We start from the raw sequence: 22,514 nt of genomic DNA on the forward strand, positions 1-22,514 counted from the left end.
GCAATCGAACACCGCTCCTCGAGCGTAAGCTGACGATATCTCGACATGGCAGCACCTGTCTCAGGTGTTGCACTTCGTTTGTGAACTCAGGGGGAGAACGGCCAATTTGTCGTCATTCCCGCGAAGGCGGGAATCCAGAACCTTTGACGTTTCGCTTCTATCGACAGACCTGCGCGTCTGGATTCCCGCCTTCGCGGGAATGACGGGCAAGCGTGATGGGAAGGTCCGGGTCAGCCCAAAGCCGAAGGGGTGATGACGGGCAACGGCGACGGCGGGGTCCAGCGCTGGACGGATTCCAGCGCGATGCCCGCTAGATTCTGCGTGCGCTTGACGTAGCGGATGCGCAGTCGCCCGGCCGGGCGTGGAAGCGCGTGGAACCGCTCATAATGCTCGCGGTACGCCGGCGGGCAGCGGATCGCGCCGTGCGCCTGCGCGATCACCGCCGCGGCGTCGCCGAGCAGCACCGCCTCGGGCAAGCCGAGATCGTTGGCGAGCGTCAGCGCGGCGATCAGCGCCAGCCACTCGGCCGCCATGCTGCTGCCCTCGCCGAGATCGCGGCGCATATACGTCCGCCCGCCCGCGACCAGCGCATATTCCATCCCGGCGGGCGAATAGCCGCCGTCGAAGAAGATCTTCATGCCGTCCGCCACGTGCCGGGCGCGAGATCGCCGAGCGACCAGTCGCCGACGCGCCAGCGGATCAGCCGCAGCGTCGGGTGGCCGACCGCGGCGGTCATGCGGCGCACCTGCCGGTTGCGCCCCTCGCGGATCGTCAGCGCGATCCATGCGTCGGGGATGCTGGCGCGGTAGCGGATCGGGGGCGTGCGCGGCCACACGTCGGGCGCGTCGAGCGATTCGACGTCTGCGGGACGGGTCATGCCGTCCTTGAGCGGCACGCCCGATCGCAGCGCCGCCAGCGCGGCGGCGTCGGGGACGCCCTCGACCTGCACCCAATAGGTTTTGGGCAGCTTGAACTTCGGGTCGGCGATCCGCGACTGGAGGCGTCCGTCGTCGGTGAGCAGCAACAGCCCTTCGCTGTCGCGGTCGAGCCGGCCGGCGGGGTAGACGCCGGGCACGTCGATGAAGTCCGATAGCGTCGCGCGCGTCGTCGGGGAACCGCGATCGGTGAACTGGCTCAGCACGTCATAGGGCTTGTTGAACAGGATCAGCGTCATGCGCGCGCGATCTGCTGCGCCACCGCCTCCGCCACCCGGATGCCGTCGACCGCCGCCGACAGGATGCCGCCGGCATAGCCCGCCCCCTCGCCCGCCGGGTAGAGGCCGCGCGTGTTGAGGCTCTGCATGTCCTCGCCGCGCGTGAAGCGCACCGGCGAGGAGGTGCGCGTCTCGACCCCGGTCATCACGACGTCGGGATGGTCGTAGCCCTTGATTTGGCGACCGAACACCGGGATCGCCTCGCGCATCGCCTGGATCGCGAAGTCGGGCAGGCATTCGGCGAGGTCGGTCGGGGTGACGCCGGGCTTGTACGACGGCACGACGCTGCCGAGCGTCGTCGAGGCGCGGCCGGCGAGGAAGTCGCCGACGCGCTGCGCGGGGGCGTGGTAGGTCGAGCCGCCCGCGACGAACGCCTTCGCCTCGATCTCGCGTTGCAGCGCCAGCCCGGCGAGCGGGTCGCCGGGATAGTCGCGCTCCGGGTCGATTGCGACGACGAAGCCGGAATTGGCGTTGCGCTCGTTTCGCGAATATTGGCTCATGCCGTTGGTGGCGACGCGGCCTTCCTCGCTGGTCGCGGCGACGACGGTGCCGCCGGGGCACATGCAGAAGCTGTAGACCGTCCGCCCGTTCGAGCAGTGATGCGAGATGTGATATTCGGCCGCGCCGAGCACCGGATGCCCGGCGTCGGGGCCGAAGCGCGCGCGGTCGATCCACGATTGCGGATGTTCGATGCGGACGCCGACCGAAAAAGGCTTGGCCTCGGCATGGACCCCGGCCTCGACCAGCATTCCGAACGTGTCGCGCGCGCTATGGCCGATCGCCATCACGACATGCTCGGCCTCCAGATAGCCGCCGTCGTGGAGGTGCAGCCCCCTGATGCGGCGCTCCCCGCCCTGCTCGGCGACGTCGAAGCCGGTGACGCGGGTCGAGAAGCGATACTCGCCGCCGAGTTCCTCGATCGTCGCGCGCATGCTCTCGACCATCGTCACGAGGCGGAAGGTGCCGATATGCGGGTGTGCTTCGGTGAGGATTTCCTCGGGCGCGCCGGCCTTGACGAACTCGGTCAGCACCTTGCGGTTGAGGTGGCGCGGGTCCTTGATGCGGCTGTAGAGCTTGCCGTCCGAGAAGGTCCCTGCCCCGCCCTCGCCGTACTGGACATTCGATTCGGGGTTGAGGACGCTGCGCCGCCACAGGCCCCAGGTGTCCTTGGTCCGCTCGCGCACCACCTTGCCGCGTTCGAGGATGATCGGGCGATAGCCGGCCTGCGCGAGGATCAGCGCCGCGAACAGCCCGCACGGGCCGGCGCCGATCACCACCGGGCGCGGCGCGCCGTCTTTCGCGGGTTCGGGCGCGCGGTAGCGGGTGTCGGGGGTGAGCGAGACGTCGCGATCGCGGCGGTTGCGCGCGAGCACCGTGCCCTCGTTCTTCACCGCGACATCGACCGTGTAGACGAGCTGGATGCGGCCATGTTCGCGCGCATCGTTGCCGCGCCGCGCCACCGTGAAGCGGATCAGGTCGCGCGGGGTGATGCGCAGCCGCTTGACGATCGCGGCGGGCAGCGCCTCGTCGGCATGGTGGAGCGGCAGTTTCAGGTCGGTGATGCGGATCATGGCGGCGGGGCTTTAGCGGGGTTCGCGGAGCGAGGCGAATGTTGCGAATGTTGAGACGATGGCGGGGGTATTGGTCGGGTCTGCGGCTGTGGAATGAATAGCCTAAAGCGGGTGATGTAGGACATCGCCCTGCCCCGTCATTGCGAGCGTAGCGCGGCAATCCAGGGTTGGATCAGGACGCCCTGGATTGCTTCACTACGCTCGCAATGACGCACGTGGGAGTCACCGCCAGCCCAGCGCGGGCGCGACGTGGCGGAGGATGTTCTCCAGCACGTGCGTGTTGTAGTCGACGCCGAGCTGGTTGGGGACCGTCAGCAGCAAGGTGTCGGCCTCGGCTATGCCCTCGTCGGCGCGAAGCTGCTCGATCAACTTCTCCGGCTCGGCGGCGTAGGAGCGGCCGAACACCGCGCGCATATTGTCGATCACGCCGATCTGGTCGCCGCCGCCGTCGCGCCCGAAATAGGCGCGGTCGCGGTCGTCGGTCAGCGCGAAGATCGAGCGCGACACCGAGACACGCGGGGTGCGGGTGTGGCCGGCCGCCGTCCACGCCTCGCGATAGGCGCGGATCTGCTTCGCCTGCTGGACGTGGAACGGCTCTCCGCTTTCGTCGGCCTTCAAGGTCGAGCTTTGCAGGTTCATCCCCATCTGCGCCGCCCAGATCGCGGTGGCGTTCGACGCCGAGCCCCACCAGATCCGCTCGCGCAAGCCCTCCGCGTGCGGTTCGAGGCGGAGCAGCCCGGGCGGGTTGGGGAACATCGGCTGCGGATTGGGCTTGGCGAAGCCCTCGCCCTGCAACAGCCGCAGGAACAATTCGCTGTGGCGACGGCCCATGTCGGCGTCGCTCTCCCCGGCGGCGGGGGCGTAGCCGAAATAGCGCCAGCCCTCGATCACCTGCTCGGGCGAGCCGCGGCTGATCCCTAGTTGCAGCCGCCCACCCGCGATCAGATCCGCCGCGCCGGCATTCTCGGTCATGTAGAAGGGGTTTTCGTAGCGCATGTCGATGACGCCGGTGCCGATCTCGATCGACTTCGTGCGTGCGCCGACCGCCGCGAGCAGCGGGAACGGCGAGCCGAGCTGCTGCGCGAAATGGTGGACGCGGTAATAGGCACCGTCCGCGCCGAGTTCTTCCGCCGCGACCGCGAGGTCGATCGACTGGAGCAGCACGTCGCTGGCCGAGCGGGTGGCGGAGCCGTGTGCGTTCGACCAATGGCCGAAGGAGAGGAAGCCAATTTTCTTCATGTTCAATCCTTTACTCCCTCCGTTCGTCCTGAGGAGAGGCTGAGCCCGTCGAAGCCTCGTCTCGAAGGGCCTGCGCGCGGGGCGGTGCTTCGAGACGGCATTTCGACTTCGCTCAATGCCTCCTCAGCACGAACGGGGGTGGGGTGTGATGCGGTGAGCCGCTAGGGCGTCAGGCCGCCACCTTCTCGTCGAAGCTGCGGCGGGCCTCCTCGACGTGCGGCATGTTCTCGATCGTCCAGCGGTACAGCGCCTTGAACGGCTGGTGCAGCGAGCGCCCCAGCGGTGTGATCGCATATTCGACCGCGACCGGCGACGCCGGGATCACGCGGCGCGAGACCATGCCGTTGCGCTCCAAGCGGCGCAGGCATTGCGTCAGCGCCTTTTGCGTCACGCCCTCCAGATGGCGGCGGATCGCGTTGAAGCGCATCGGCCCGGCGTCGAGCACGGTGAGCACCATCATCGACCATTTGTCGGCAATCTGGTCGAGCAGCGCGCGGCTCGGGCAATCGACCGAAAAATGCTGGCAGACGTGCGGCGGCGAGAGGGTGGCGGTTTCCATGAGTATACCTAGTCGATCGCAGGTGCGTTATTGACCTCAGGTTTCCGATATATACCTGAAGGGCCGCAATCACAAGAAAAGGCGCCGTGGATGTCCTCCGCTTCGGTCGATACGTTGTTCCGTCCCTTCTCGCTCGGCTCGCTCGAGCTGCCCAACCGCATCGTCATGGCGCCGATGACGCGCACGATGGCGCCGGGCGGCGTGGTCGGCGAGGCGAACGCCGCTTACTATCGCCGCCGCGCCGAGGGCGGCGTCGGGCTGATCCTGTCCGAGGGCACGGTGATCGACCGGCCGTCGTCGCGCAACCATCCGGGGATCCCGTTCTTCCACGGCGACGCCGCGCTGGCGGGCTGGAAGGGCGTGATCGACGCGGTCCACGCGGCGGGCGGCAAGATGGGGCCGCAGATCTGGCACACCGGCGCGACCAATGGCCCGCCCGCCGGCGACTGGGCGCCGCCGCAGCCGGTCGAGAGCCCGTCGGGCTATAACGCGCCGGCCGAAGCGCGCGGACAGGCGATGAGCGACGAGGATGTCGCCGACACGATCGCCGCCTTCGCGCGCGCGGCGGCGGAGGCCAAGGCGCTCGGCTTCGACACGGTCGAGATCCATGGCGCACACGGTTACCTGATCGACCAGTTCTTCTGGGGCGGCACCAACCAGCGCAACGACAATTACGGCGGCGCGACGATCCGCGAACGGTCGCGGTTCGCAGCCGAGGTGGTCAAGGCGGTGCGCGCGGCGGTCGGGCCGGACATGCCGATGATCCTGCGCGTCAGCCAGTGGAAGCAGCAGGATTATCGCGCGCGGCTCGCCGAGACGCCGGAGGCGATGACCGACTGGCTGCTGCCGCTGGTCGAGGCCGGCGCGAACGTGCTGCATTGCTCGCAGCGGCGATTCTGGGAGCCCGAGTTCCCCGAGCTGGACGGCGAGCAGGGCCTCAACTTTGCGGGCTGGGCCAAGAAGCTGACCGGCGCGACGACGATCAGCGTCGGCTCGGTCGGGCTGTCGGGCGAGTTCCTCGCGGCGTTCGGCGGCGAAGGGTCGACCAGCACCGATCTCGACCGGCTGGTGACGCGGATGGAGCGCGACGAATTCGACCTGATCGCGGTCGGGCGTGCGCTGATCAGCGATCCGGAATGGGTGGCGAAGGTGCGTGCGGGCGACGCCGCGGGGCTGAAGGGCTTCGAGGCGAGCGCGCTGGCCGAATTGGTGTGAAGTAGGTCTGACGCCGTCATCCCGGACCCGATCCGGGATCCCGCTTCCTGCCCCGGCGCAAGCAAGAAGCGGGGCCCCGGATCGGGTCCGGGGCGACGGCAAACCGCGTACAGCGATCTGGATCAGGTTGTTTTTGCTCGGCTTTTCCGGAACGTCGCCGTCGCGGCACGGGTTCTTTTCTCATCCAGAACGGGAGAAGAACGACGATGCCGACCGATCAGGACACGCTGCGCGAATTGTTCGTGACGGGGCTGCGCAACGCGCACGCCGTCGAGAAACAGGCGCTGTCGATCATGACGCCGCAGGTCGCGCGGCTGGAACATTATCCCGAGGTCGCCGAGCGGCTTCGGCTGCACATCGACGAGACCAACGGACAGATCGAGCGGCTCGACGAACTGCTCGCCTCGTTCGAGACGAGCGGGTCGGCGCTCAAGGACGCGGCGCTGAGCATGAGCGGCGGGATGGCCGCGATCACGCACACGTTCGCGGGCGACGAGATCGTCAAGAACAGCTTCGCGAACTTCGCTTTCGAGCATTTCGAGATCGCGGCGTACAAGTCGCTGCTGACGCTCGCCGAGGATGGCGGGTTCGGGCAGGCGATGACCCCGCTGCGCCAGACGCTCGACGAGGAACAGTCGATGGCGCGGTGGATCGACGAGGCGCTGCCGAGCGTCACGCGCCGCTATGCCGAGCTGTACGCCGCGGGCGGCAGCAGCCAGGCGAAGGTCTGAGCGATGAGGGCGAACACGCGGAGCGGCGTCGCGGTCGCCGCAGGGGTCGCGCTCGGGCTGTCGGCGCACTGGCTGCGCAAGGCGGCGGTGCAGGGCGCGAGCGCGGCGACCGGCGCATGGGATACGGCGCTGGCAGCCGAACATGCCGCGGCGCTGCGCGTGTTCGACCTGATCGAGCGGACCGACACGCAGCAGAGCGCGCAGCGCAAGGTGCTGCTGGCGTCGCTGAAATATGCGATCGCGCGGCACGCGTTTCAGGAAGAGAATGTCATCTACACGATGATGCGCGACCACGGGCTGACCGAGGCGGCGGATCACCTCAACCACGATCACGGTTACGTGAAGCAATATTTCTTCGATCTCGGCGAGATGCCAGCGGACAGCCCCGAGTGGCTGCCCAAGGTGCAGGAGTTCCGGACGATGATCGTGGAGCATATGCGCGAGGAAGAGGACGAGCTGTTCCCGCGGCTGCGCGGGTCGCTGTCCGAGGCGCAGAACCGCCATGTCACGGTTGCGATGCACCGCGAGGGCGTCAAGCTCGCGTAGCTGCGTCCGTTTGGCGCGGCCGTGCGTAGGAGAGGTCTGGAGGATCTGATGACCGACAAGCAACCGATACAGGCCGATGGCGAGGGCACCACACCGCACGATCCCGACGGCAGCGGCGAAGTGGCGAGCCGGCGCGACAGCAGCGGCGAGAGCCAGGGCGGCGCCTATCCGAACCCGCACACCGGCAAGGAAGGCGGGCATTTCAAGGGCGGACAGTCGGAGCGCGGCTATCACGGCGGCAATCAGGCCGGCGACGAGAAGGACGGGCCGCAGCCAAACGCGCCGTCGACGGAGTGAGTTTTTTGCCGTCACCCCGGACTTGATCCGGGGTCCCGCTTCTGGCCGACTGCTGAGAAGTAAGCGGGGCCCCGGATCAAGTCCGGGGCGACGAGACTAAGATCAATAACCCGGCGGCAAGCGTTGCCCCTGATGTCCGTCCGCCTCGCAGGTATCCGGATGCTTGCGGCATTCCTTGTCGCGCTTTTCCTGTTCCTTGCGCATCTTGCGGACGTATTTTTCGTCGCGCTCCTTCGGGCTGGTCGTCATCAGGTCGGCGGTCTTGCCGACCGCCTTCACCGGCAGCGTCGCGACGTTCCACGCGGTGCGCACGCAGCCGCTGGTCGCCAGCAGCACCGCGCCTGCCATCATCACCTTACGCACCATACCGACCTCCCGCCTTTGCGCAGCGCATAGCAGCGCAAAGCTGAACGAATCCTATGAGAATCGTTCGCACGGACCCTCCCCGTCCCCGGCGACGTTCTTGGCGGGTAAGCGAGAGGCGGAACAGATGCACTTCACGATCAATGGCCAGTCGCACGAGGCGGAGGTGGATGTCCGGACCTCGTTGCTCGACCTGTGCCGCGAACATCTGGGGCTGACCGGCTCCAAGAAAGGCTGCGACCACGGCCAGTGCGGCGCGTGCACGATGCTGGTCGACGGGCGGCGGATCAATTCCTGCCTAACGCTGGCGGTGATGCACCAGGACGACGAGATCGTAACGATCGAGGGGCTGGGAACGCCCGAGAATCTCCACCCGCTGCAATCTGCGTTCGTGCGGCATGACGGCTATCAATGCGGTTATTGCACGCCGGGGCAAATCTGTTCGGCGGTCGGGATGCTCGACGAGGTCAAGAAGGGCTGGCCGAGCCATGCCTCGGCCGATCTGACCGGCGCCTCGCTCGACAATGCCGAGATCAGCGAGCGGATGAGCGGCAACATCTGCCGCTGCGCCGCCTATCCCAATATCGTCGACGCGATCCGTGAGGTCGCCGACGCCAGCGCGAAGGTGGACGCATGAAGACCTTCGACTATGCGCGCGCCGACAGCGTCGAAGCCGCCACGCGCGCGGGCGGGCGGTTCATCGCCGGCGGCACCAATTTGCTAGACCTGATGAAATTGCAGGTCGAGACGCCCGAGAAGCTGGTCGACATCAGCCGGCTCGACCTCAACACGATCGAGGAGCGCGAGGACGGCGGGCTGACGATCGGCGCGCTCGTGCCGAACAGCGATCTCGCCGCCGACCCGCGCGTGATCGCCAAATACGAGGTGCTGAGCCGCGCATTGCTGGCCGGCGCGTCGGGGCAGTTGCGCAACAAGGCGACAACCGGCGGCAATCTGCTCCAGCGGACGCGCTGCTATTATTTCTACGACACCGCCGCCGGCTGCAACAAGCGCCAGCCGGGCAGCGGGTGCGAGGCGATCGGCGGGTTCAACCGCATCCACGCGATCCTCGGCACCAGCGACCAGTGTATCGCGACGCACCCCGGCGACATGCCGGTGGCGATGCGCGCGCTGGACGCGGTGATCGTCACGCAGAAGGCCGACGGCGACAAGCGCCGTGTGCCGATCGGCGACTTCTACCGGCTGCCCGGCGACACGCCGCACATCGAGAACGTGCTGGAGGCGGGCGAACTCATCACGCATGTCGAGCTGCCCGCGCCGACCGTCGGGCGGCATCTGTATCGCAAGGTGCGCGACCGCGCGTCCTATGCCTTTGCGCTATTCTCGGTCGCGGCGGTGGTGACCGTCGAGGACGGCATCATCACCGCGGCGGCGCTGGCGTTCGGCGGGGTCGCGCACCTGCCGTGGCGGAACCCGGCGGTCGAGGCGGCGCTGGTGGGCAAGGCGCCGTCCGACGAAACCTTCAACGCCGCGGCCGATGCGCTGCTCGACGGCGCGACGGGCTTCGGCACCAATGACTTCAAGATCCCGCTGGCGCGGCGCACGTTGATCGCCAGCTTGCGCGAGGTGACGCAATGACGCTGATCAACAAGGTGCTCGGGCGCGAGGATACCCGCTCGCTGACGATGAACGAAGCGCATCCGCACAGCTGGCTGGATGCGGGTACGCAGGGCGTGATCGGCAAGCCGCTCGACCGCGTCGAGGGGCCGCTGAAGGTGTCGGGCCAGGCGACCTATGCCGCCGAATATCCCGTCGAGCGGCTGAGCTATGGCGTGCTGGTGCGCGCGCCGTTCGGGTCGGGCAAGATCACCGACGTGGTCGCCGACGCGGCGCGCAGCCTGCCCGGCGTGATCGACGTCATCACCGATTACCCCAGCTTCATCCGCAACCCCCAACAGGGCGGCGAGAAGAAGGCGCCGACGCAGGGGGTCGAAAAGGTCGATTACCACGGCGAGATCGTCGCGATCGTCGTCGCAGAAACCTTCGAGGCGGCGCGCGACGCGGCGGCGCAGGTCAAGGTGGAGTACGAGCCGCGCGAGGGCAGTTACGTCTTCGCCGCGCACCGCGATCAGGCGGACCGCCCGCCCCCCGACCAGATCCCGCCGCATATGGCGAAAGGCGATCTCGACACGGCGATGGCGGATGCCGCGTTCTCGATCGACGAAACCTATACCACGCCCAGCCAGAATTCGGCGGCGATGGAGCCGCACGCCTCGATCGCCGAGTGGAAGGACGGCGCGCTGGTCCTGCACGGCAGCTATCAGATGGTCGCCTCCGACCAGATGCAGCTCGCGGCGGCATTGGGGGTCGGCAAGGACAAGGTGCGGATCATCTCGCGCTATGTCGGCGGCGGCTTCGGGTCGAAGCTGGGGATCGCGCCGGAGAGCGTCGCGGCGGCGATCGCGGCGAAGCGGCTCGACCGGCCGGTGAAGGTCGCGATGGCACGCCAGCAGGTGTTCGACGCCACCGTCCGCCGCTCGAACACCGAGCAGCGCATCCGGCTGGCGGCCGACGCGCACGGCAAGCTGACCGGGCTGGGGCATGAGACGCTCGCCAGCAACCTGCCCGGCGAGGATTATTTTGAGCCGGCCGGGATCGGAACGCAATTCGCCTATGCCGCCGAGAACCGGCTGATCGACCACAAGCTCGTGCGGCTTAACTGGCTGCTGTCGGGATCGATGCGCGCGCCGGGCGAGGCGGTCGGGATGCTGGCGCTGGAAGCGGCGATGGACGAGCTGGCGTACAAGGTCGGCATCGATCCGATCGAGCTGCGCCGCCGCAACGAACCGGCGATCGATCCGACCAACGACGTCCCCTTCTCGACGCGGCAGCTGATCCCGTGCCTCGACAAGGGCGCGGACTTGTTCGGGTGGTCGGACCGCAAGGCCGAGCCGGCGGGCGACCGGCGCGGCGAGTGGCTGCATGGGACCGGCGTCGCCGCGGCGGTGCGGTCGAACATGCTCCAGAAATCGTCGGCGACGGTCGAGCTGACCGGCGAAGGACGCGCGATCGTCTCGACCGACATGACCGACATCGGCACCGGCACCTATACGATCCTCGCGCAGATCGCTGCCGAGACGTTGGGGTTGCCGCTGGAAAGCGTGACGGTCCAGCTCGGCGACGGTGCCGCCCCGCCCTCCGCCGGGTCGGGCGGGTCGTGGGGCGCGGGCTCGTCGGGGTCGTCGGTGTATCTCGCGTGCGAGGGACTGCGCGAGAAGCTGGCCAAGGCGATGGGTGTCGAGGTCGAGGCGATGACGCTCAAGGACGGGCGCGCGATCGCCGAGAACCGCGCGGTCGACATCGCCGAGCTGGCCGGCGACGGCATGACCGTCACCGGCACGATCGCGCCGGGCAAGCAGGAGAAGCTCCACCGTCAGGCCAGCTATGGCGCGCATTTCGCCGAGGTGAAGGTGAACGTCACCACCGGCGAGGTGCGCGTGGAGCGGATGCTCGGCGTGTTCTCGGCGGGGCGCATCCTCAACGAGAAGACCGCGCGCTCGCAATGCCTTGGCGGGATGACGTTCGGGATCGGCGCGGCGCTGACCGAGGAGCTGGTCCATGATCCGCGCAACGGCAAGGTGGTGAACCGCGATCTCGCCGAATATCACGTGCCGGTGAACGCCGACATTCCGCAGATCGAGGTCGCGTTTCTCGACGAGCGCGATATTCACGCCAACCCGATCCACGCCAAGGGGATCGGCGAGCTGGGCATCTCGGGCGCGGGCGCGGCGATCGCCAATGCGATCTATCATGCGACCGGCGTGCGGGTGCGCGACTATCCGATCACCTGCGACAAGTTGCTGGCGGAGCTGCCGGCGGTTTGAGGGCGGGTGGTCGACGTCGTTCGTCGCTGAGGACTCGATCCGGGGCCCCGCTTCTTTCTTGCGGCGGAGAAGAAGGAGCGGGATCCCGGATCAAGTCCGGAACGACGATGTTGGGGAGGTCAGCGCTCATGTCCAGTTCCAGCCCTTCCCGTCATTGCGAGGAGCGAAGCAACGCGGCAGTCCAGGGTGGTGCGCGGAACACTGGATTGCTTCGCTCCGCTCGCAATGACGAGGCTCCTTGAAAGACGATAATGGCCGACAATGATTCCGTCCTCGCCGCCGCTGCCGCCTGGAAGGGCGAGCCGCTGGCGCTCGCCACCGTGGTCTCAACCTGGGGCTCGGCGCCGCGGCCGCGCGGGAGCCATATGCTCGTCCATGCCGACGGGCGCTTCGAGGGATCGGTGTCGGGCGGGTGCGTCGAGGGCGATATCCTCGACACCGCCGCGCAGGTGATCGCGGGCGCGCCATTCGCGGTGAAGACCTATGGCGTCGCCGACGACAGCGCGTGGCAGGTCGGGCTGCCGTGCGGCGGCGAGATTTCGGTGATGGTCCAGCCGGTCAGCGCGGAGGGCTTCGATCCCGAATTGTTCGATCGCATCGCCGCGGCGCGCGCGGCGGGCGAGTCGCTGACCGTCACCACCGATCTTGCGACCGGGCATGCCGACCTGCGCCCGCACGAGACGGGCGAGATGTTCGTCAACCGCTATGACCCGCCGCGCCGGCTACTGATCGTCGGCGCGGTGCAGATCGCGCAAAGCCTCGCCGCGCTCGCGACGACGCTGGGGATCGAGGTGGTGGTGATCGATCCGCGCGGGCGGTTCCTGACCGAAGAGCGCTTTCCGGGCGTGACGCTCGACGATCGCTGGCCCGACGAGGCGGTCGCGGCGTGGAAGCCGGGGCGCGCGACCGCAGTCGTGACGCTGAGCCATGACATCAAGATCGACGATCCCGCGCTGCTCGCCGCGCTGGCGAGCGACGCCGCTTACGTAGGAGCGCTGGGCAGCCGCCGCAGCCATGCCGCGCGGCGGGAGCGACTGGCGGCGTCGGGCGTTGACGCGGATCAACTCGACCGCATCGATGGCCCGGTGGGCATCGACATCGGCGCGATCGGCCCGGCGGAGATCGCTTTGTCGATCGCCGCCGCGATGGTGGGAGCCTTTCATGATCGCCGTTGAAGACACCGTCCTGATTCTGCTGGCCGCCGGACGTTCCGACCGCTTCGGCGACGGCAACAAGCTGGAGGAACAGTTTCTCGCGCGTCCGCTGGGACTGCACGTCGCGGTCGCGTTGGAGGACATGCCGTTCCGCGAGCGGATCGTGGTCGTCGACGGCTGCACGATCGACTATGCCGCGCATCGGTTCAGCGTGCTGCACAATGCCGCGCCGGACCGCGACATGGCGTCGTCGGTGCGGATGGGGGTCGATTGCGCGCGGGCGCGCGACGCGAAGGCGGTGCTGATCGCGCTGGCCGACATGCCGCGCGTCACCGCCGCACACATCTACCGGTTGTTCGACGCCGCCGCCGATCTCGATGACAGGGCCGTTGTCGCGTCGAGCGACGGCACCACGCCGCGCCCGCCGGTGCTGTTCGGTCGCGACCGCTTCGAGGAGGTGCTGGCGATCACCGGCGATCAGGGCGCGCGCGACCTGATCCAGGCCGGCCGCCATGTCGTCGCGAATGCCGCCGAGCTGATCGACGTCGACACGCCCGAGGATCTGGAGCGGCTCCGCGAGCTGGTCCATGCGCCCGAAGCCCTGATGCGTCCCGACTCGCACCTGCTGCGTGCGGGGTCGAGCGAGGAGCGCCGCGCCGCGTTCGACGGCACGCTTTGAAGTTCGAGTCGGCGAAGCTGAGCGCGATAACGTCAGCTTGATCCGTCATTGCGAGCGTAGCGAAGCAATCCAGAGCCGGACCAGGACGCCCTGGACTGCTTCGCTACGCTCGCAATGACGGACGGTATGGTCGACCGCACGTGATCGCGCGCTCCACGTCTGGGTGGATCCCGCCGTAGCGGCGCGCCGCCCCTACTCGTGGCGGAGCGCGTCGATCGGGTTGAGCGCCGCCGCGCGCCGGGCGGGAAAATAGCCGAACACGACGCCGATCACCGCCGAGATCGCGAACGCGATCATGTTGATCTGCGGGTCGAACGTCCACGGCACGTCGAGCAGCGGCGTCAGCCCGGCGATCACCGCCTGCGCGATCACCAGCCCGATCAGCCCGCCGAGGCACGACAGCACCACCGCCTCGACGAGGAATTGCAGCAGCACCTCGTTCGCCACCGCGCCGATCGCGAGCCGGATGCCGATCTCGCGCGTGCGTTCGGTGACGCTGACCAGCATGATGTTCATGATCCCGATCCCGCCGACGACAAGGCTGATCGCCGCCACCGCCGCGACGATCCGCGTCAGCGCGGTGGTGGTGCCGGTCAGCGTGTCGCTGATCTGCTTGGTATCGAAGATGTTGAAATTATCCTCGCGCCCATCGGTGATCGTGCGGCGTTCGCGCAGCAGGTCGGTGATCGCGGACTGCACCCCGGCGGTCTGGTAGCGCTGGTCGACCCCAACCAGCATCAGCCGGATGTCGCGGCTGCCGGTAAAGCGGCGCTGCACCGCCTTGATCGGCATGATGACGACATCGTCCTGATCGCCGCCGAACCCGGCCTGCCCGCGCGTGCTGAGCGTGCCGATCACGTCGCAGCTGACGTCGCCGAGCCGGAAGCGCTCGCCGACTGCCTCGCCGCCGCGGAACAGGTTCTGGCGGACGGTATTGCCGATGATGCACACCGCCTTGCCGGCCTGTTCCTCGGGCGTCGTCCAATAGCGTCCGCTCGCAAGCGGCCATGGCTGGACCTGGAAATAGGCGGCGGTGGTGCCGTTGATCGTCGTCGACCAGTTGGCGCCTTCGTAGATCGCGGTCGCGCTGGCCTGCGCCTGCGGCGCGACCGCGGTGACGCCGGCGATCTGCGTCGCGATCGCGGTGACGTCCTCCGGCGTGAAGTCGGGCGGGCGCGGCCCGCCGCCGCCGCGGCCGAACCCCTGCCCGGGGCGGATCTGGAGGATGTTCGTGCCGAGCGCGGCGATCTGAGACTGGACCGCGGCGGTGGTCGCCTTGCCGAGCGTCACCATCGTCACCACCGCGCCGACGCCGATGACGATGCCGAGGATCGTCAGGAACGAGCGCAGGATGTGCCGGCGGATCGAGCGCAGCGCGAGGAGGAGCGTGGTGCCGAACATGTTACGCTGCTCTCGTCATTGCGAGGAGCGAAGCGACGCGGTAATCCAGAGCCGCGCGCGTGCCGCCCTGGATTGCTTCGCTTCGCTCGCAATGACGACAGGTCACGACACCTTCTCCCCCTGCGCGTGCTGGGTCTCGATCCGCTCGACCAGCCCGTCCTTGAAGTGGACGACGGTGCGCGCGAAGGCGGCCATGTCGGGTTCGTGGGTGACCATCAGCACGGTGATCCCGCTCTCGCGGTTGAGGTCGGTCAGCAATTCCATAATTTCGACCGAGCGTTCCGAATCGAGGTTGCCGGTCGGCTCGTCGGCGAGCAGCACGTCGGGGCGGGTGACGATCGCGCGCGCGATCGCGACGCGCTGCTGCTGGCCGCCCGACAGCTCGGCGGGGGTGTGATCCCACCAGCGATCGAGCCCGACCTTCTCCAGCGCCGCCATCGCGGTCGCGCGGCGCGCGCGCTTCTCGTCGCCGCGGTAGAGGAGCGGCAGCTCGACATTTTCGAGCGCGGTGGTGCGGCTGAGCAGGTTGAAGCCCTGAAAGACGAAGCCGAGATAGCGGCGGCGCAGCAAGGCACGCTCGTCGCGGTCGAGCGTCTCGACGTGATGCCCGCGGAACAGGAACGTCCCCGCCGAGGGCACGTCGAGGCAGCCGAGGATGTTCATCGTCGTCGACTTGCCCGACCCCGACGGCCCCATCACCGCGACGAAATCGCCCGCCGCGATGTCGAGGTCGACGCCCTTGAGCGCCTGGAATTGCGTGGCGCCCTGACCATAGACCTTGGTCACGTTGCGCAACGCGATCAGGGACGCGGCGTCACTGGCCACGCGAGCGGCCGCCCTTCGCCGCGCCACCAGCACCGCCCGCGCTCTCGCCCGCCGCGAGTTGCCCGGTGATGACCTGCTGCCCCGGCTGCAGCGCGCCAGCGGTCACCTCGGTCAGCGTGCCGTTGGTGTCGCCGGTCGTCACCTGCACCGGCTGCGGCGTGCCGTCCGCGCCCTTGACGTAGACGGTCTGCGTCGCGCCGCGCCCGAGCGTCGCGCTGCGCTGCGCGGCGTTGCGGCGCGGCGGACCGGCGAGGATCGTGCCGGTGATCCCACCGCGCTTGCCGCCGCCAGCACTCGGCTTGAAGCGGAACGCGGCATTGGGGACGAGCAGCACGTTCTGGCGGTCGGCGGTCACGATGTCGGCGGTCGCGGTCATGCCGGGGCGCAGCTGCAGCGTCGGGTTGGCGACGGTCAGGTCGGCGGCATAGGACACCACCTGCCCGGTCGTGCTGGTGGTGCCGGTGCTGCTCGACGACGAGGCGGTCGCGTTGCTGACGGTCAGGTTCGAGCCGAGGTCGACGCGGGTGATCGCCGCCGGGAAGGTCTTGCCCGGGAAGGCGTCGACGGTGAAGGTCGCCTTCTGCCCGACCTGCACCTCGCCGACATCGGCCTCGTCGATCGCAACTTCCAGCTTCATGCGCGTCAGGTCCTCGGCGATGACGAACAAGGTCGGGGTGTTGAACGACGCCGCGACCGTCTGGCCGGGATCGACCTGCCGCGCCAGCACCACGCCGTTGACCGGCGAGCGGATGATCGCGCGCGCGCGCTGCGTCTGCTGCTGCGACAATTGCGCGCGCGCGGCGGTGACGTTCGCCTCGGCGACGTTGAGCGCCGCCTTCGCGCGTTGCGCGTCGGCCTGCCCGGTCTGAAGCTCGGTCTTCGAGGGTACGCGGCCCTTCGACAGCCGATAGACCTCGTTGAGTCGCGCGAGCTGCGCCTGCGATTCGGCGAGCGTCGCGCGTGCCTGCGCGACCTGCGCCTCATTGGCGGCGAGCGTCGCCTTGGCGGCGTTGATCTGGTCGTCGATCTGTTCGGGGTCGATCAGCGCGAGCGGCTGCCCGGCGGTGACGCGGTCGTTGACGTCGACCACCACCTTGGTGACGAGCCCCGACAGCTGCGAGCCGACCGTGACCTGATTGGTCGGCGCGAGCTTGCCGGTCGCCGAAACCGAGACGGTCAGGCGCCCGCGCGTGACCGGCGTGGTGGCGTAATCGACCTTGTCGGGATCGCCGAACACGCAGCGCGACAGCAGCAGCCCGACCAGCACGACCGCGGCGAGCACCAGCACCCACTTGCCCCAGCGCCGCCATGCCGGCTGCGGCTTCACACCGAGGAAATCGTCGAGATTGGGGTCGGCCATCAGGGGTTCCCGTTGGTGGAGCCGGGGGTGGGCGCGGGTTGAGCGAGCGTCGGCGCGGGGGCGACGCGCGGCGGGGCGGTCGGCACGGTCGTGCTGTCCCAGCCGCCGCCGAGCGCGGCGAAGAGCTGGACCAGCGCGGTTGCCTCGTCGGCGCGCGCCTGTGCCGCGCTGTTGCGGGTGGTGAGCAGGGTCGCTTCCTGCTGGCTGAGCGTCGTGAAGTCGCTCAACCCGCTGCGATATTGTTCGCGCGACAACAGGGCGGCGTTGCCGGCGGCGTCGAACGCGACCGCCAGCTCGCGCTCGCGGCGGTCGGCGGTGTCGAGCGCGACGACGGCGTTCTCGACATCCTCCAGCGCGGTCAGGACGGTGCCCTTGTAGGCGGCGAGCGCGGCGTCGGCGGCGGCCTCCTGCCCGCGCACCTGACTGCGCAGCCGGCCGCCGTTGAAGATCGCCTGCGTCAACCCCGCGAACAACCCGCCGGTGACGGTGTCGAGCAGCGAGCCGACGGCGTTGGCGCGCGCGTTGATGTTCCCGCTGAACGTGAAGTTCGGGTAGAGCGCGGCCTGTGCGACGCCGATCTGCGCGGTGGCGGCGGCGAGCGCGCGTTCGGCGGCGCGCACGTCGGGGCGCTGGCGGAGCACGTCGGCGGGGATGCCGATCCCGGCGGGCGGCGCACCGGTCGGGATCGCGCGCACCGCGGCGAGCAACGGCTTGAGCGCGCCGGGCGCCTGCGCGGTCAGCACGCCGAGCCGCGACACCGCCGCATTATATTGCTGTTCGAGCGTCGGGATCGTCGCGGCGGTCTGCGCACGCTGCTGCCGCGCCTGTTCCTGATCGAGCGACGAGACGAGCCCGGCCTGCAACCGGAAACCCGCGATCTCGAGATTGTCCTCCTGCAACGCCAGGCTGGCGCGCGCATTGGCGAGCTGCTGCTGATAGAGCCGCGCGAGGATGTAGTTGCGCGCGGTCTCCTGCTGAACGGTCAGCAGCGTGGCGGCATAGTCGAAACCGGACGCCTCATATTGCGCGCGGCTCGCCTCGATCGTACGGCGCACCCCGCCGAACAGCCCGAGCTGGTAGGAGGCGCTGCCGCCGACCGAGAAGTTGTTCGCGCCGCCGCCGCCGCCGATGTTCTGGACGGTGCCGTCGGGAAGCGTGATCGTCTGGCCGCCGCCGCGCAGCGTCTCCGACCGGCTGTAGCCCGTATTCCCGCTGAGCGTCGGCAGCAGGTCGGCGCGGCTCTGCACCAGCGCCTCGCGCGCCTGCCGCAGCCGCGCGACCGCCTGCGCGACATCGGTGTTGGCGGCCGACGCCTGCTCCACCAGCTGCCCGAGCACCGGATCGTCGAACCTTTGCCACCAGCGGGTCAGATCCTCGGGCGTCGGGGCGGCGCGCACCGAATAGCCGGCGGGCACCGCCAGCTCGGCGGCGGCGGGCGGACGATAATCGGGGCCGACGGTGCAGCCGGCCGCCGCCAGCGCCATCGTCGTGCAGAGAAGAACGCGCCTCATATCGTCGTGCATGACGCACGCATAAGGCGCGCGTCCAGCGCTAATATGTCGCGGTATGTCGCGGCCGCATCATTCCAGCTCGAGAATGACCTGATCGACCGCCAGACTGTCGCCGGCCTGCGCCTGTACCGCGGCGACGGTGCCGGATTTCTCGGCGCGCAGGATGTTCTCCATCTTCATCGCCTCGACCACCGCCAGCGCCTGCCCGGCCTCGACGCGGTCGCCCTCCGCCACGTCGAGCCGGACGAGCAGTCCCGGCATCGGTGCGATCAGGAACTTCGACAGGTCGGGCGGGACCTTCTCGATCAGATGCGCGGCGTAGGGCGCGACATGCGCGGGAAGGACGCGAACCTTATGGCGCGCGCCGCGCGCGGTGAGCGTGAAGCCGTCGCGCTGCTTGGTGATCGCGACGGTCAGCGGATCTTGGCCGTTCACCTGCACGGTGCGCGCGCCGGGGGGTGTAGGCGATCGTGGCGTCGAGCGGGGTGCCGTCGACCGTGATGCGGCCGTCGCGGATCGTGACGTGATGATCGTGGCCGTCGACGCGTGCCACCCAGTCGGCGGGCGCGGAAAGGACATGGCCGAGCTGCCCGTCGATCAGGCGCGCACGCGTCACCTGCGCGTGCGCCGCGACCGCACCGACCGCGGCGAGCGTCGTCTTGAGCGCAGCGCTTGCGGGCGCGCCGTGGAAGCCATCGGGATATTCTTCGGCGATGAAGCCGGTGGTGATCTCGCCCGAGCGGAAGCGCGGGTGCTGCATCAGCGCCGAGAGGAAGTGCAGGTTGGTCCCCGGCCCCTCGATCGTGAACGCATCGAGCGCGGCGACCTGCGCGTCGATCGCAGCTTCGCGGGTCGGCGCCCAGGTGACGAGCTTGGCGATCATCGGGTCGTAGAACATGCTGACCTCGCCGCCCTCGGCGACGCCGTCGTCGACGCGGATGCGAACCGCGTCCTCCCCGCCCCCGCCGTCATTCCCGCGAAGGCGGGAATCCAGACCCGCGGACGTGTCGGCCCCATCGGCGACATAGGTTCTGGATCCCCGCCTGCGCGGGGATGACGGGTCGTTGTCGGTGGTCGACGGCGGCGCGTAGCGGACCAGCCGGCCGATGCTCGGCAGGAAACCGCGATACGGGTCCTCGGCGTAGACGCGGTTCTCGATCGACCAGCCGTCGAGCCGCACGTCGTCCTGCCCGAACGACAGGCGCTCGCCCGCCGCGACGCGGATCATCTGCTCGACCAGATCGAGCCCGGTGATCTCCTCGGTTACCGGATGCTCGACCTGCAACCGGGCGTTCATTTCGAGAAAGTAGAAGCTCTCGCCGGTCGTGTCCGCGCCCGAGACGATCAGCTCGACCGTGCCCGCGCTGTAATAACCGACCGCGCGGGCGAGCGCGACCGCCTGCTCGCCCATCGCCTTGCGCATCGCGGGGGTGACGAACGGCGACGGTGCCTCCTCGACAACCTTCTGGTGACGGCGCTGGATCGAGCATTCGCGCTCGTTGAGATAGACGATATTGCCGTGCTGGTCGCCGAGCAGCTGGATCTCGATGTGGCGCGGGCTCTCGATGAACTTCTCGATGAACACGCGGTCGTCGCCGAACGACGCAAGTCCTTCGCGCTTGGTCGCTTCGAAGCCGTCGCGGACGTCCTGTTCGGACCACGCCAGCCGCATCCCCTTGCCGCCGCCGCCCGCGCTGGCCTTCATCATCACCGGGAAGCCGATCTCGGCGGCGATCCGCACCGCTTCGTCGGTGTCGGCGATCTCGCCGAGATAGCCGGGAACGACATTGACCCCCGCCGCCTTCGCGAGCTTCTTCGATTCAATCTTGTCACCCATCGCGGCGATCGCCTTCGGCGGCGGGCCGACGAAGGCGATCCCCGCCTCGGCGCAGGCGCGCGCGAAGCTCTCGCGTTCGGAGAGAAAGCCGTAGCCGGGGTGGATACAGTCCGCGCCGGTCTCCTTCGCGGCGAGCAGGATCAGCTCGGCCTTGAGATAGCTGTCCGCCGCCGGCGCCGGCCCGAGCCGCACCGCCTCGTCCGCCATCAGCACGTGCGGGCTGCGCGCATCGGCGTCCGAATAGACCGCGACGGTGGCGATGCCCATCTTCTTGGCGGTGCGGAACACCCGACAGGCGATCTCGCCGCGGTTGGCGACCAGGATCTTCTTGAACAACGGCCTCTCCTGTTTTCGTTCTTCGTCGCCCCTGCGCAGGCAGGGGCCTATGTCTGTGTCGTCGTTCGGTGTCGGCTGACACAGGCACGTCGCTACTGTGTCAAACCGCTCGCCTCATTCGACAGACATGGGCCCCTGCCTGCGCAGGGGCGACGGTGGTTGTTGTCGGACGTCTTGAAGACCCGGATCAGCACGTCATTGAGCGAACGCCAAGTGAATTTCATCAGCGATTCCACCTTCTGAACAACAGAAGCGCGACCGCCCAGTAAGTCACAAAGCCGACGGCAAGCGTTATCGTGGTGGCATTTTTCTTTGATGCGACACATGCCACCACATCCATGCAGTCACCCATTGTAAAACCGATGAGAAAGAACCCGGTCACCAGCAGCACGGTCAACGACCATGCTACGAAGATAACCAGGTGGGAGGCTTTCACTCCGCCGCCTCGCACACCCGCATCGGCTCTGCCGCTTCCATCGGGCGGACGCCCAGCTTGGCGAACAGCGCCGCGTCGGCGCTGTCGCCGCGGTTGCCGGCGGTCAGCAATTTGTCGCCGGTGAAGATCGAGTTCGCGCCCGCCATAAAGCACAAGGCCTGCGTCGCCTCACCCATGCTCTCGCGCCCGGCCGACAGCCGCACCATGCTGAGCGGCATCGTGATCCGCGCGACAGCGACGGTGCGGACGAACTCGATGTCGTCGATCTTCGCGAGCGGGGTGTCGGCGAGCATGTCGCCGAGCACCGTGCCCTTGACCGGCACCAGCGCATTGACCGGCACGCTCTCCGGGTGGCGCGGCAGCGTGGCGAGCGCGTGGACGAAGCCGACGCGATCGGCGCGCGTCTCGCCCATCCCGACGATCCCGCCGCAGCAGACGTTGATCCCCGCCGAGCGGACGTTCTCGAGCGTGTCGAGCCGCTCGCCGAAGGTGCGCGTGGTGATGACGTCGCCGTAGCGCTCGGGCGAGGTGTCGATATTGTGGTTGTAATAGTCGAGCCCCGCTTCGCCGAGCCGCTGCGCCTGCGCGGTCGTCAGCATCCCCAGCGTCATGCAGGTTTCCATCCCCATGCCGCGCACGCCCTCGATCATCTGGATGATCGCGTCCATGTCGCGGTCCTTGGGGTTGCGCCACGCCGCGCCCATGCAGAAGCGCTGCGAGCCGCCATCCTTCGCCTCGGCGGCGCGCTGGAGCACGGCCTGTACGTCCATCAGCTTGGTCGCCTTGACCCCGCTCTCCGCCGCGACCGACTGCGAGCAATAGCCGCAATCCTCGGGGCAGCCGCCGGTCTTGATCGACAGCAAGGTGCAGAGCTGCACTTCGGAGGGCGCGTGATGCATGCGGTGGACGGTCTGCGCGCGGTACATCAATTCGTCGAACGGCAGGTCGAACAGGTCGGCGATCTCCTCGCGCGTCCAGTCGTTGCGGGTCGTCGTCTCGGTCAGCGTTGCCACATCAGGTCCTTCAATTGCGTGGTGCGCTCCTTGGTCAGGCGCGCCAGACACTGCAAGCGCGCCATCGGCTGGAGCGAGCCGCCGGCGAACTCGCCGCCTTCGATCGTGCACTGTTTGTCGCGGAACGTCAGCCACGCGCGCTGACTGGCGAGTGTGGCGGCGGCATAGCCGAAGCCGTCGCGTGCGGTGGCGTCGCGGCGCTTCATCGCGGCATAGGTGCGCGGCCATTGCGCGTTCATCGCCGCGTCGGCCGTCTTGTAACTGGCGGCGGCCTGCGCGTTCATGTCGGCCTGCGTCTGGGCGGTGGCGGAGGTGGTCGTCGCCGCGAGCAAGGCGAGGATGGTCGCTACCCCCGCCCGCTTCGTCATTCCCGCGCAGGCGGA

24 protein-coding genes are annotated in these 22,514 nt (G+C 68.6%); 9 read left to right on the forward strand and 15 right to left on the reverse strand.

The genetic code is table 11. From position 1 onward, the window contains the following. Positions 1 to 230: 230 nt before the first annotated feature. From FHS97_RS15670 to FHS97_RS15690, 5 genes are all read right to left on the reverse strand, one after another. On the reverse strand, positions 231 to 638 hold the full coding sequence (locus tag FHS97_RS15670) for a reverse transcriptase-like protein (protein ID WP_184040173.1): 408 nt from the start codon (positions 636 to 638) through the stop codon (positions 231 to 233). Further along, a complete protein-coding gene (locus FHS97_RS15675) occupies positions 635 to 1,174 on the reverse strand; it encodes a pseudouridine synthase (protein WP_184040176.1) in 540 nt (179 codons plus the stop codon). The genes FHS97_RS15670 and FHS97_RS15675 overlap by 4 nt, the downstream gene beginning before the upstream one ends. Next, the gene (locus FHS97_RS15680) at positions 1,171 to 2,784 is read right to left on the reverse strand and encodes an NAD(P)/FAD-dependent oxidoreductase (RefSeq protein ID WP_184040179.1); all 1,614 of its coding nucleotides are present in this window, start codon (positions 2,782 to 2,784) and stop codon (positions 1,171 to 1,173) included. Before FHS97_RS15680 ends, FHS97_RS15675 begins: the two co-directional genes overlap by 4 nt. Before the next feature lie 222 nt (positions 2,785 to 3,006). Then, positions 3,007 to 4,023: an LLM class flavin-dependent oxidoreductase gene (locus tag FHS97_RS15685; protein ID WP_184040182.1), complete on the reverse strand. Its 1,017-nt coding sequence runs from the start codon at positions 4,021 to 4,023 to the stop codon at positions 3,007 to 3,009. Between the two features lie 169 nt (positions 4,024 to 4,192). Beyond that, positions 4,193 to 4,582, reverse strand: a complete 390-nt coding sequence (locus tag FHS97_RS15690) for a winged helix-turn-helix transcriptional regulator (RefSeq protein ID WP_028967862.1) — start codon at positions 4,580 to 4,582, stop codon at positions 4,193 to 4,195. A gap of 90 nt (positions 4,583 to 4,672) precedes the next feature. Here FHS97_RS15690 and FHS97_RS15695 point away from each other — a divergent pair, with 90 nt between their 5' ends. From FHS97_RS15695 to FHS97_RS15710, 4 genes are all read left to right on the forward strand, one after another. Next, the gene (locus tag FHS97_RS15695; RefSeq protein WP_184040185.1) at positions 4,673 to 5,797 is read left to right on the forward strand and encodes an NADH:flavin oxidoreductase; all 1,125 of its coding nucleotides are present in this window, start codon (positions 4,673 to 4,675) and stop codon (positions 5,795 to 5,797) included. A 206-nt stretch (positions 5,798 to 6,003) separates the two neighbouring features. Then, positions 6,004 to 6,528, forward strand: coding sequence for a ferritin-like domain-containing protein (locus tag FHS97_RS15700; protein ID WP_184040187.1), 525 nt, complete (start codon positions 6,004 to 6,006; stop codon positions 6,526 to 6,528). 3 nt (positions 6,529 to 6,531) lie between these two features. Then, the gene (locus FHS97_RS15705; protein ID WP_184040203.1) at positions 6,532 to 7,074 is read left to right on the forward strand and encodes a hemerythrin domain-containing protein; all 543 of its coding nucleotides are present in this window, start codon (positions 6,532 to 6,534) and stop codon (positions 7,072 to 7,074) included. A gap of 48 nt (positions 7,075 to 7,122) precedes the next feature. Then, positions 7,123 to 7,371: a hypothetical protein gene (locus FHS97_RS15710; protein ID WP_184040206.1), complete on the forward strand. Its 249-nt coding sequence runs from the start codon at positions 7,123 to 7,125 to the stop codon at positions 7,369 to 7,371. A gap of 102 nt (positions 7,372 to 7,473) precedes the next feature. On the opposite strand, the gene FHS97_RS15715 is transcribed toward FHS97_RS15710, so the two are convergent. Then, positions 7,474 to 7,737: a hypothetical protein gene (locus tag FHS97_RS15715; RefSeq protein ID WP_184040209.1), complete on the reverse strand. Its 264-nt coding sequence runs from the start codon at positions 7,735 to 7,737 to the stop codon at positions 7,474 to 7,476. A 124-nt stretch (positions 7,738 to 7,861) separates the two neighbouring features. Between FHS97_RS15715 and FHS97_RS15720 the strand changes: the two genes are divergently transcribed. The 5 genes from FHS97_RS15720 to FHS97_RS15740 all read left to right on the forward strand — a co-directional run bounded on the left by FHS97_RS15720 (position 7,862) and on the right by FHS97_RS15740 (position 13,412). Beyond that, complete coding sequence (locus tag FHS97_RS15720) at positions 7,862 to 8,371, forward strand: 2Fe-2S iron-sulfur cluster-binding protein (protein WP_184040212.1); 510 nt, start codon at positions 7,862 to 7,864, stop codon at positions 8,369 to 8,371. Beyond that, positions 8,368 to 9,333: an FAD binding domain-containing protein gene (locus FHS97_RS15725; RefSeq protein WP_184040215.1), complete on the forward strand. Its 966-nt coding sequence runs from the start codon at positions 8,368 to 8,370 to the stop codon at positions 9,331 to 9,333. The genes FHS97_RS15720 and FHS97_RS15725 overlap by 4 nt, the downstream gene beginning before the upstream one ends. Next, positions 9,330 to 11,579 (forward strand): xanthine dehydrogenase family protein molybdopterin-binding subunit, encoded by a 2,250-nt coding sequence (locus FHS97_RS15730; protein ID WP_184040218.1) that lies wholly within the window; start codon positions 9,330 to 9,332, stop codon positions 11,577 to 11,579. The genes FHS97_RS15725 and FHS97_RS15730 overlap by 4 nt, the downstream gene beginning before the upstream one ends. Before the next feature lie 251 nt (positions 11,580 to 11,830). Next, on the forward strand, positions 11,831 to 12,754 hold the full coding sequence (locus tag FHS97_RS15735) for an XdhC family protein (protein WP_184040221.1): 924 nt from the start codon (positions 11,831 to 11,833) through the stop codon (positions 12,752 to 12,754). Further along, a complete protein-coding gene (locus FHS97_RS15740; protein ID WP_184040224.1) occupies positions 12,741 to 13,412 on the forward strand; it encodes a nucleotidyltransferase family protein in 672 nt (223 codons plus the stop codon). Before FHS97_RS15735 ends, FHS97_RS15740 begins: the two co-directional genes overlap by 14 nt. 192 nt (positions 13,413 to 13,604) lie before the next feature. On the opposite strand, the gene FHS97_RS15745 is transcribed toward FHS97_RS15740, so the two are convergent. From FHS97_RS15745 to FHS97_RS15780, 9 genes are all read right to left on the reverse strand, one after another. Next, positions 13,605 to 14,813, reverse strand: a complete 1,209-nt coding sequence (locus FHS97_RS15745) for an ABC transporter permease (RefSeq protein WP_184040228.1) — start codon at positions 14,811 to 14,813, stop codon at positions 13,605 to 13,607. A 102-nt stretch (positions 14,814 to 14,915) separates the two neighbouring features. Continuing rightward, on the reverse strand, positions 14,916 to 15,638 hold the full coding sequence (locus FHS97_RS15750) for an ATP-binding cassette domain-containing protein (protein ID WP_184040231.1): 723 nt from the start codon (positions 15,636 to 15,638) through the stop codon (positions 14,916 to 14,918). Further along, positions 15,628 to 16,998 carry an efflux RND transporter periplasmic adaptor subunit gene (locus FHS97_RS15755; protein ID WP_184040235.1) on the reverse strand — a complete coding sequence of 457 codons (1,371 nt, stop codon included), beginning with the start codon at positions 16,996 to 16,998 and terminating at the stop codon, positions 15,628 to 15,630. The genes FHS97_RS15750 and FHS97_RS15755 overlap by 11 nt, the downstream gene beginning before the upstream one ends. Beyond that, a complete protein-coding gene (locus FHS97_RS15760; RefSeq protein ID WP_184040238.1) occupies positions 16,998 to 18,509 on the reverse strand; it encodes an efflux transporter outer membrane subunit in 1,512 nt (503 codons plus the stop codon). The genes FHS97_RS15755 and FHS97_RS15760 overlap by 1 nt, the downstream gene beginning before the upstream one ends. A 69-nt stretch (positions 18,510 to 18,578) precedes the next feature. Continuing rightward, positions 18,579 to 18,944 (reverse strand): DUF2118 domain-containing protein, encoded by a 366-nt coding sequence (locus tag FHS97_RS17665; protein WP_343053473.1) that lies wholly within the window; start codon positions 18,942 to 18,944, stop codon positions 18,579 to 18,581. Further along, positions 18,862 to 20,682 carry an ATP-binding protein gene (locus FHS97_RS15765; RefSeq protein WP_281391789.1) on the reverse strand — a complete coding sequence of 607 codons (1,821 nt, stop codon included), beginning with the start codon at positions 20,680 to 20,682 and terminating at the stop codon, positions 18,862 to 18,864. Before FHS97_RS15765 ends, FHS97_RS17665 begins: the two co-directional genes overlap by 83 nt. 223 nt (positions 20,683 to 20,905) lie before the next feature. Then, complete coding sequence (locus tag FHS97_RS15770; protein WP_184040241.1) at positions 20,906 to 21,079, reverse strand: hypothetical protein; 174 nt, start codon at positions 21,077 to 21,079, stop codon at positions 20,906 to 20,908. 35 nt (positions 21,080 to 21,114) lie between these two features. After that, entirely contained in the window at positions 21,115 to 22,131 is a 1,017-nt protein-coding gene (gene bioB / locus FHS97_RS15775) for a biotin synthase BioB (RefSeq protein WP_343053474.1), read from the reverse strand. Further along, positions 22,119 to 22,499, reverse strand: a complete 381-nt coding sequence (locus FHS97_RS15780; protein WP_184040244.1) for a lysozyme inhibitor LprI family protein — start codon at positions 22,497 to 22,499, stop codon at positions 22,119 to 22,121. The genes bioB and FHS97_RS15780 overlap by 13 nt, the downstream gene beginning before the upstream one ends. Positions 22,500 to 22,514: the final 15 nt, after the last annotated feature.

Source organism: Sphingomonas endophytica, from assembly GCF_014199415.1.
In the GTDB taxonomy this organism is placed as follows: domain Bacteria; phylum Pseudomonadota; class Alphaproteobacteria; order Sphingomonadales; family Sphingomonadaceae; genus Sphingomonas; species Sphingomonas endophytica.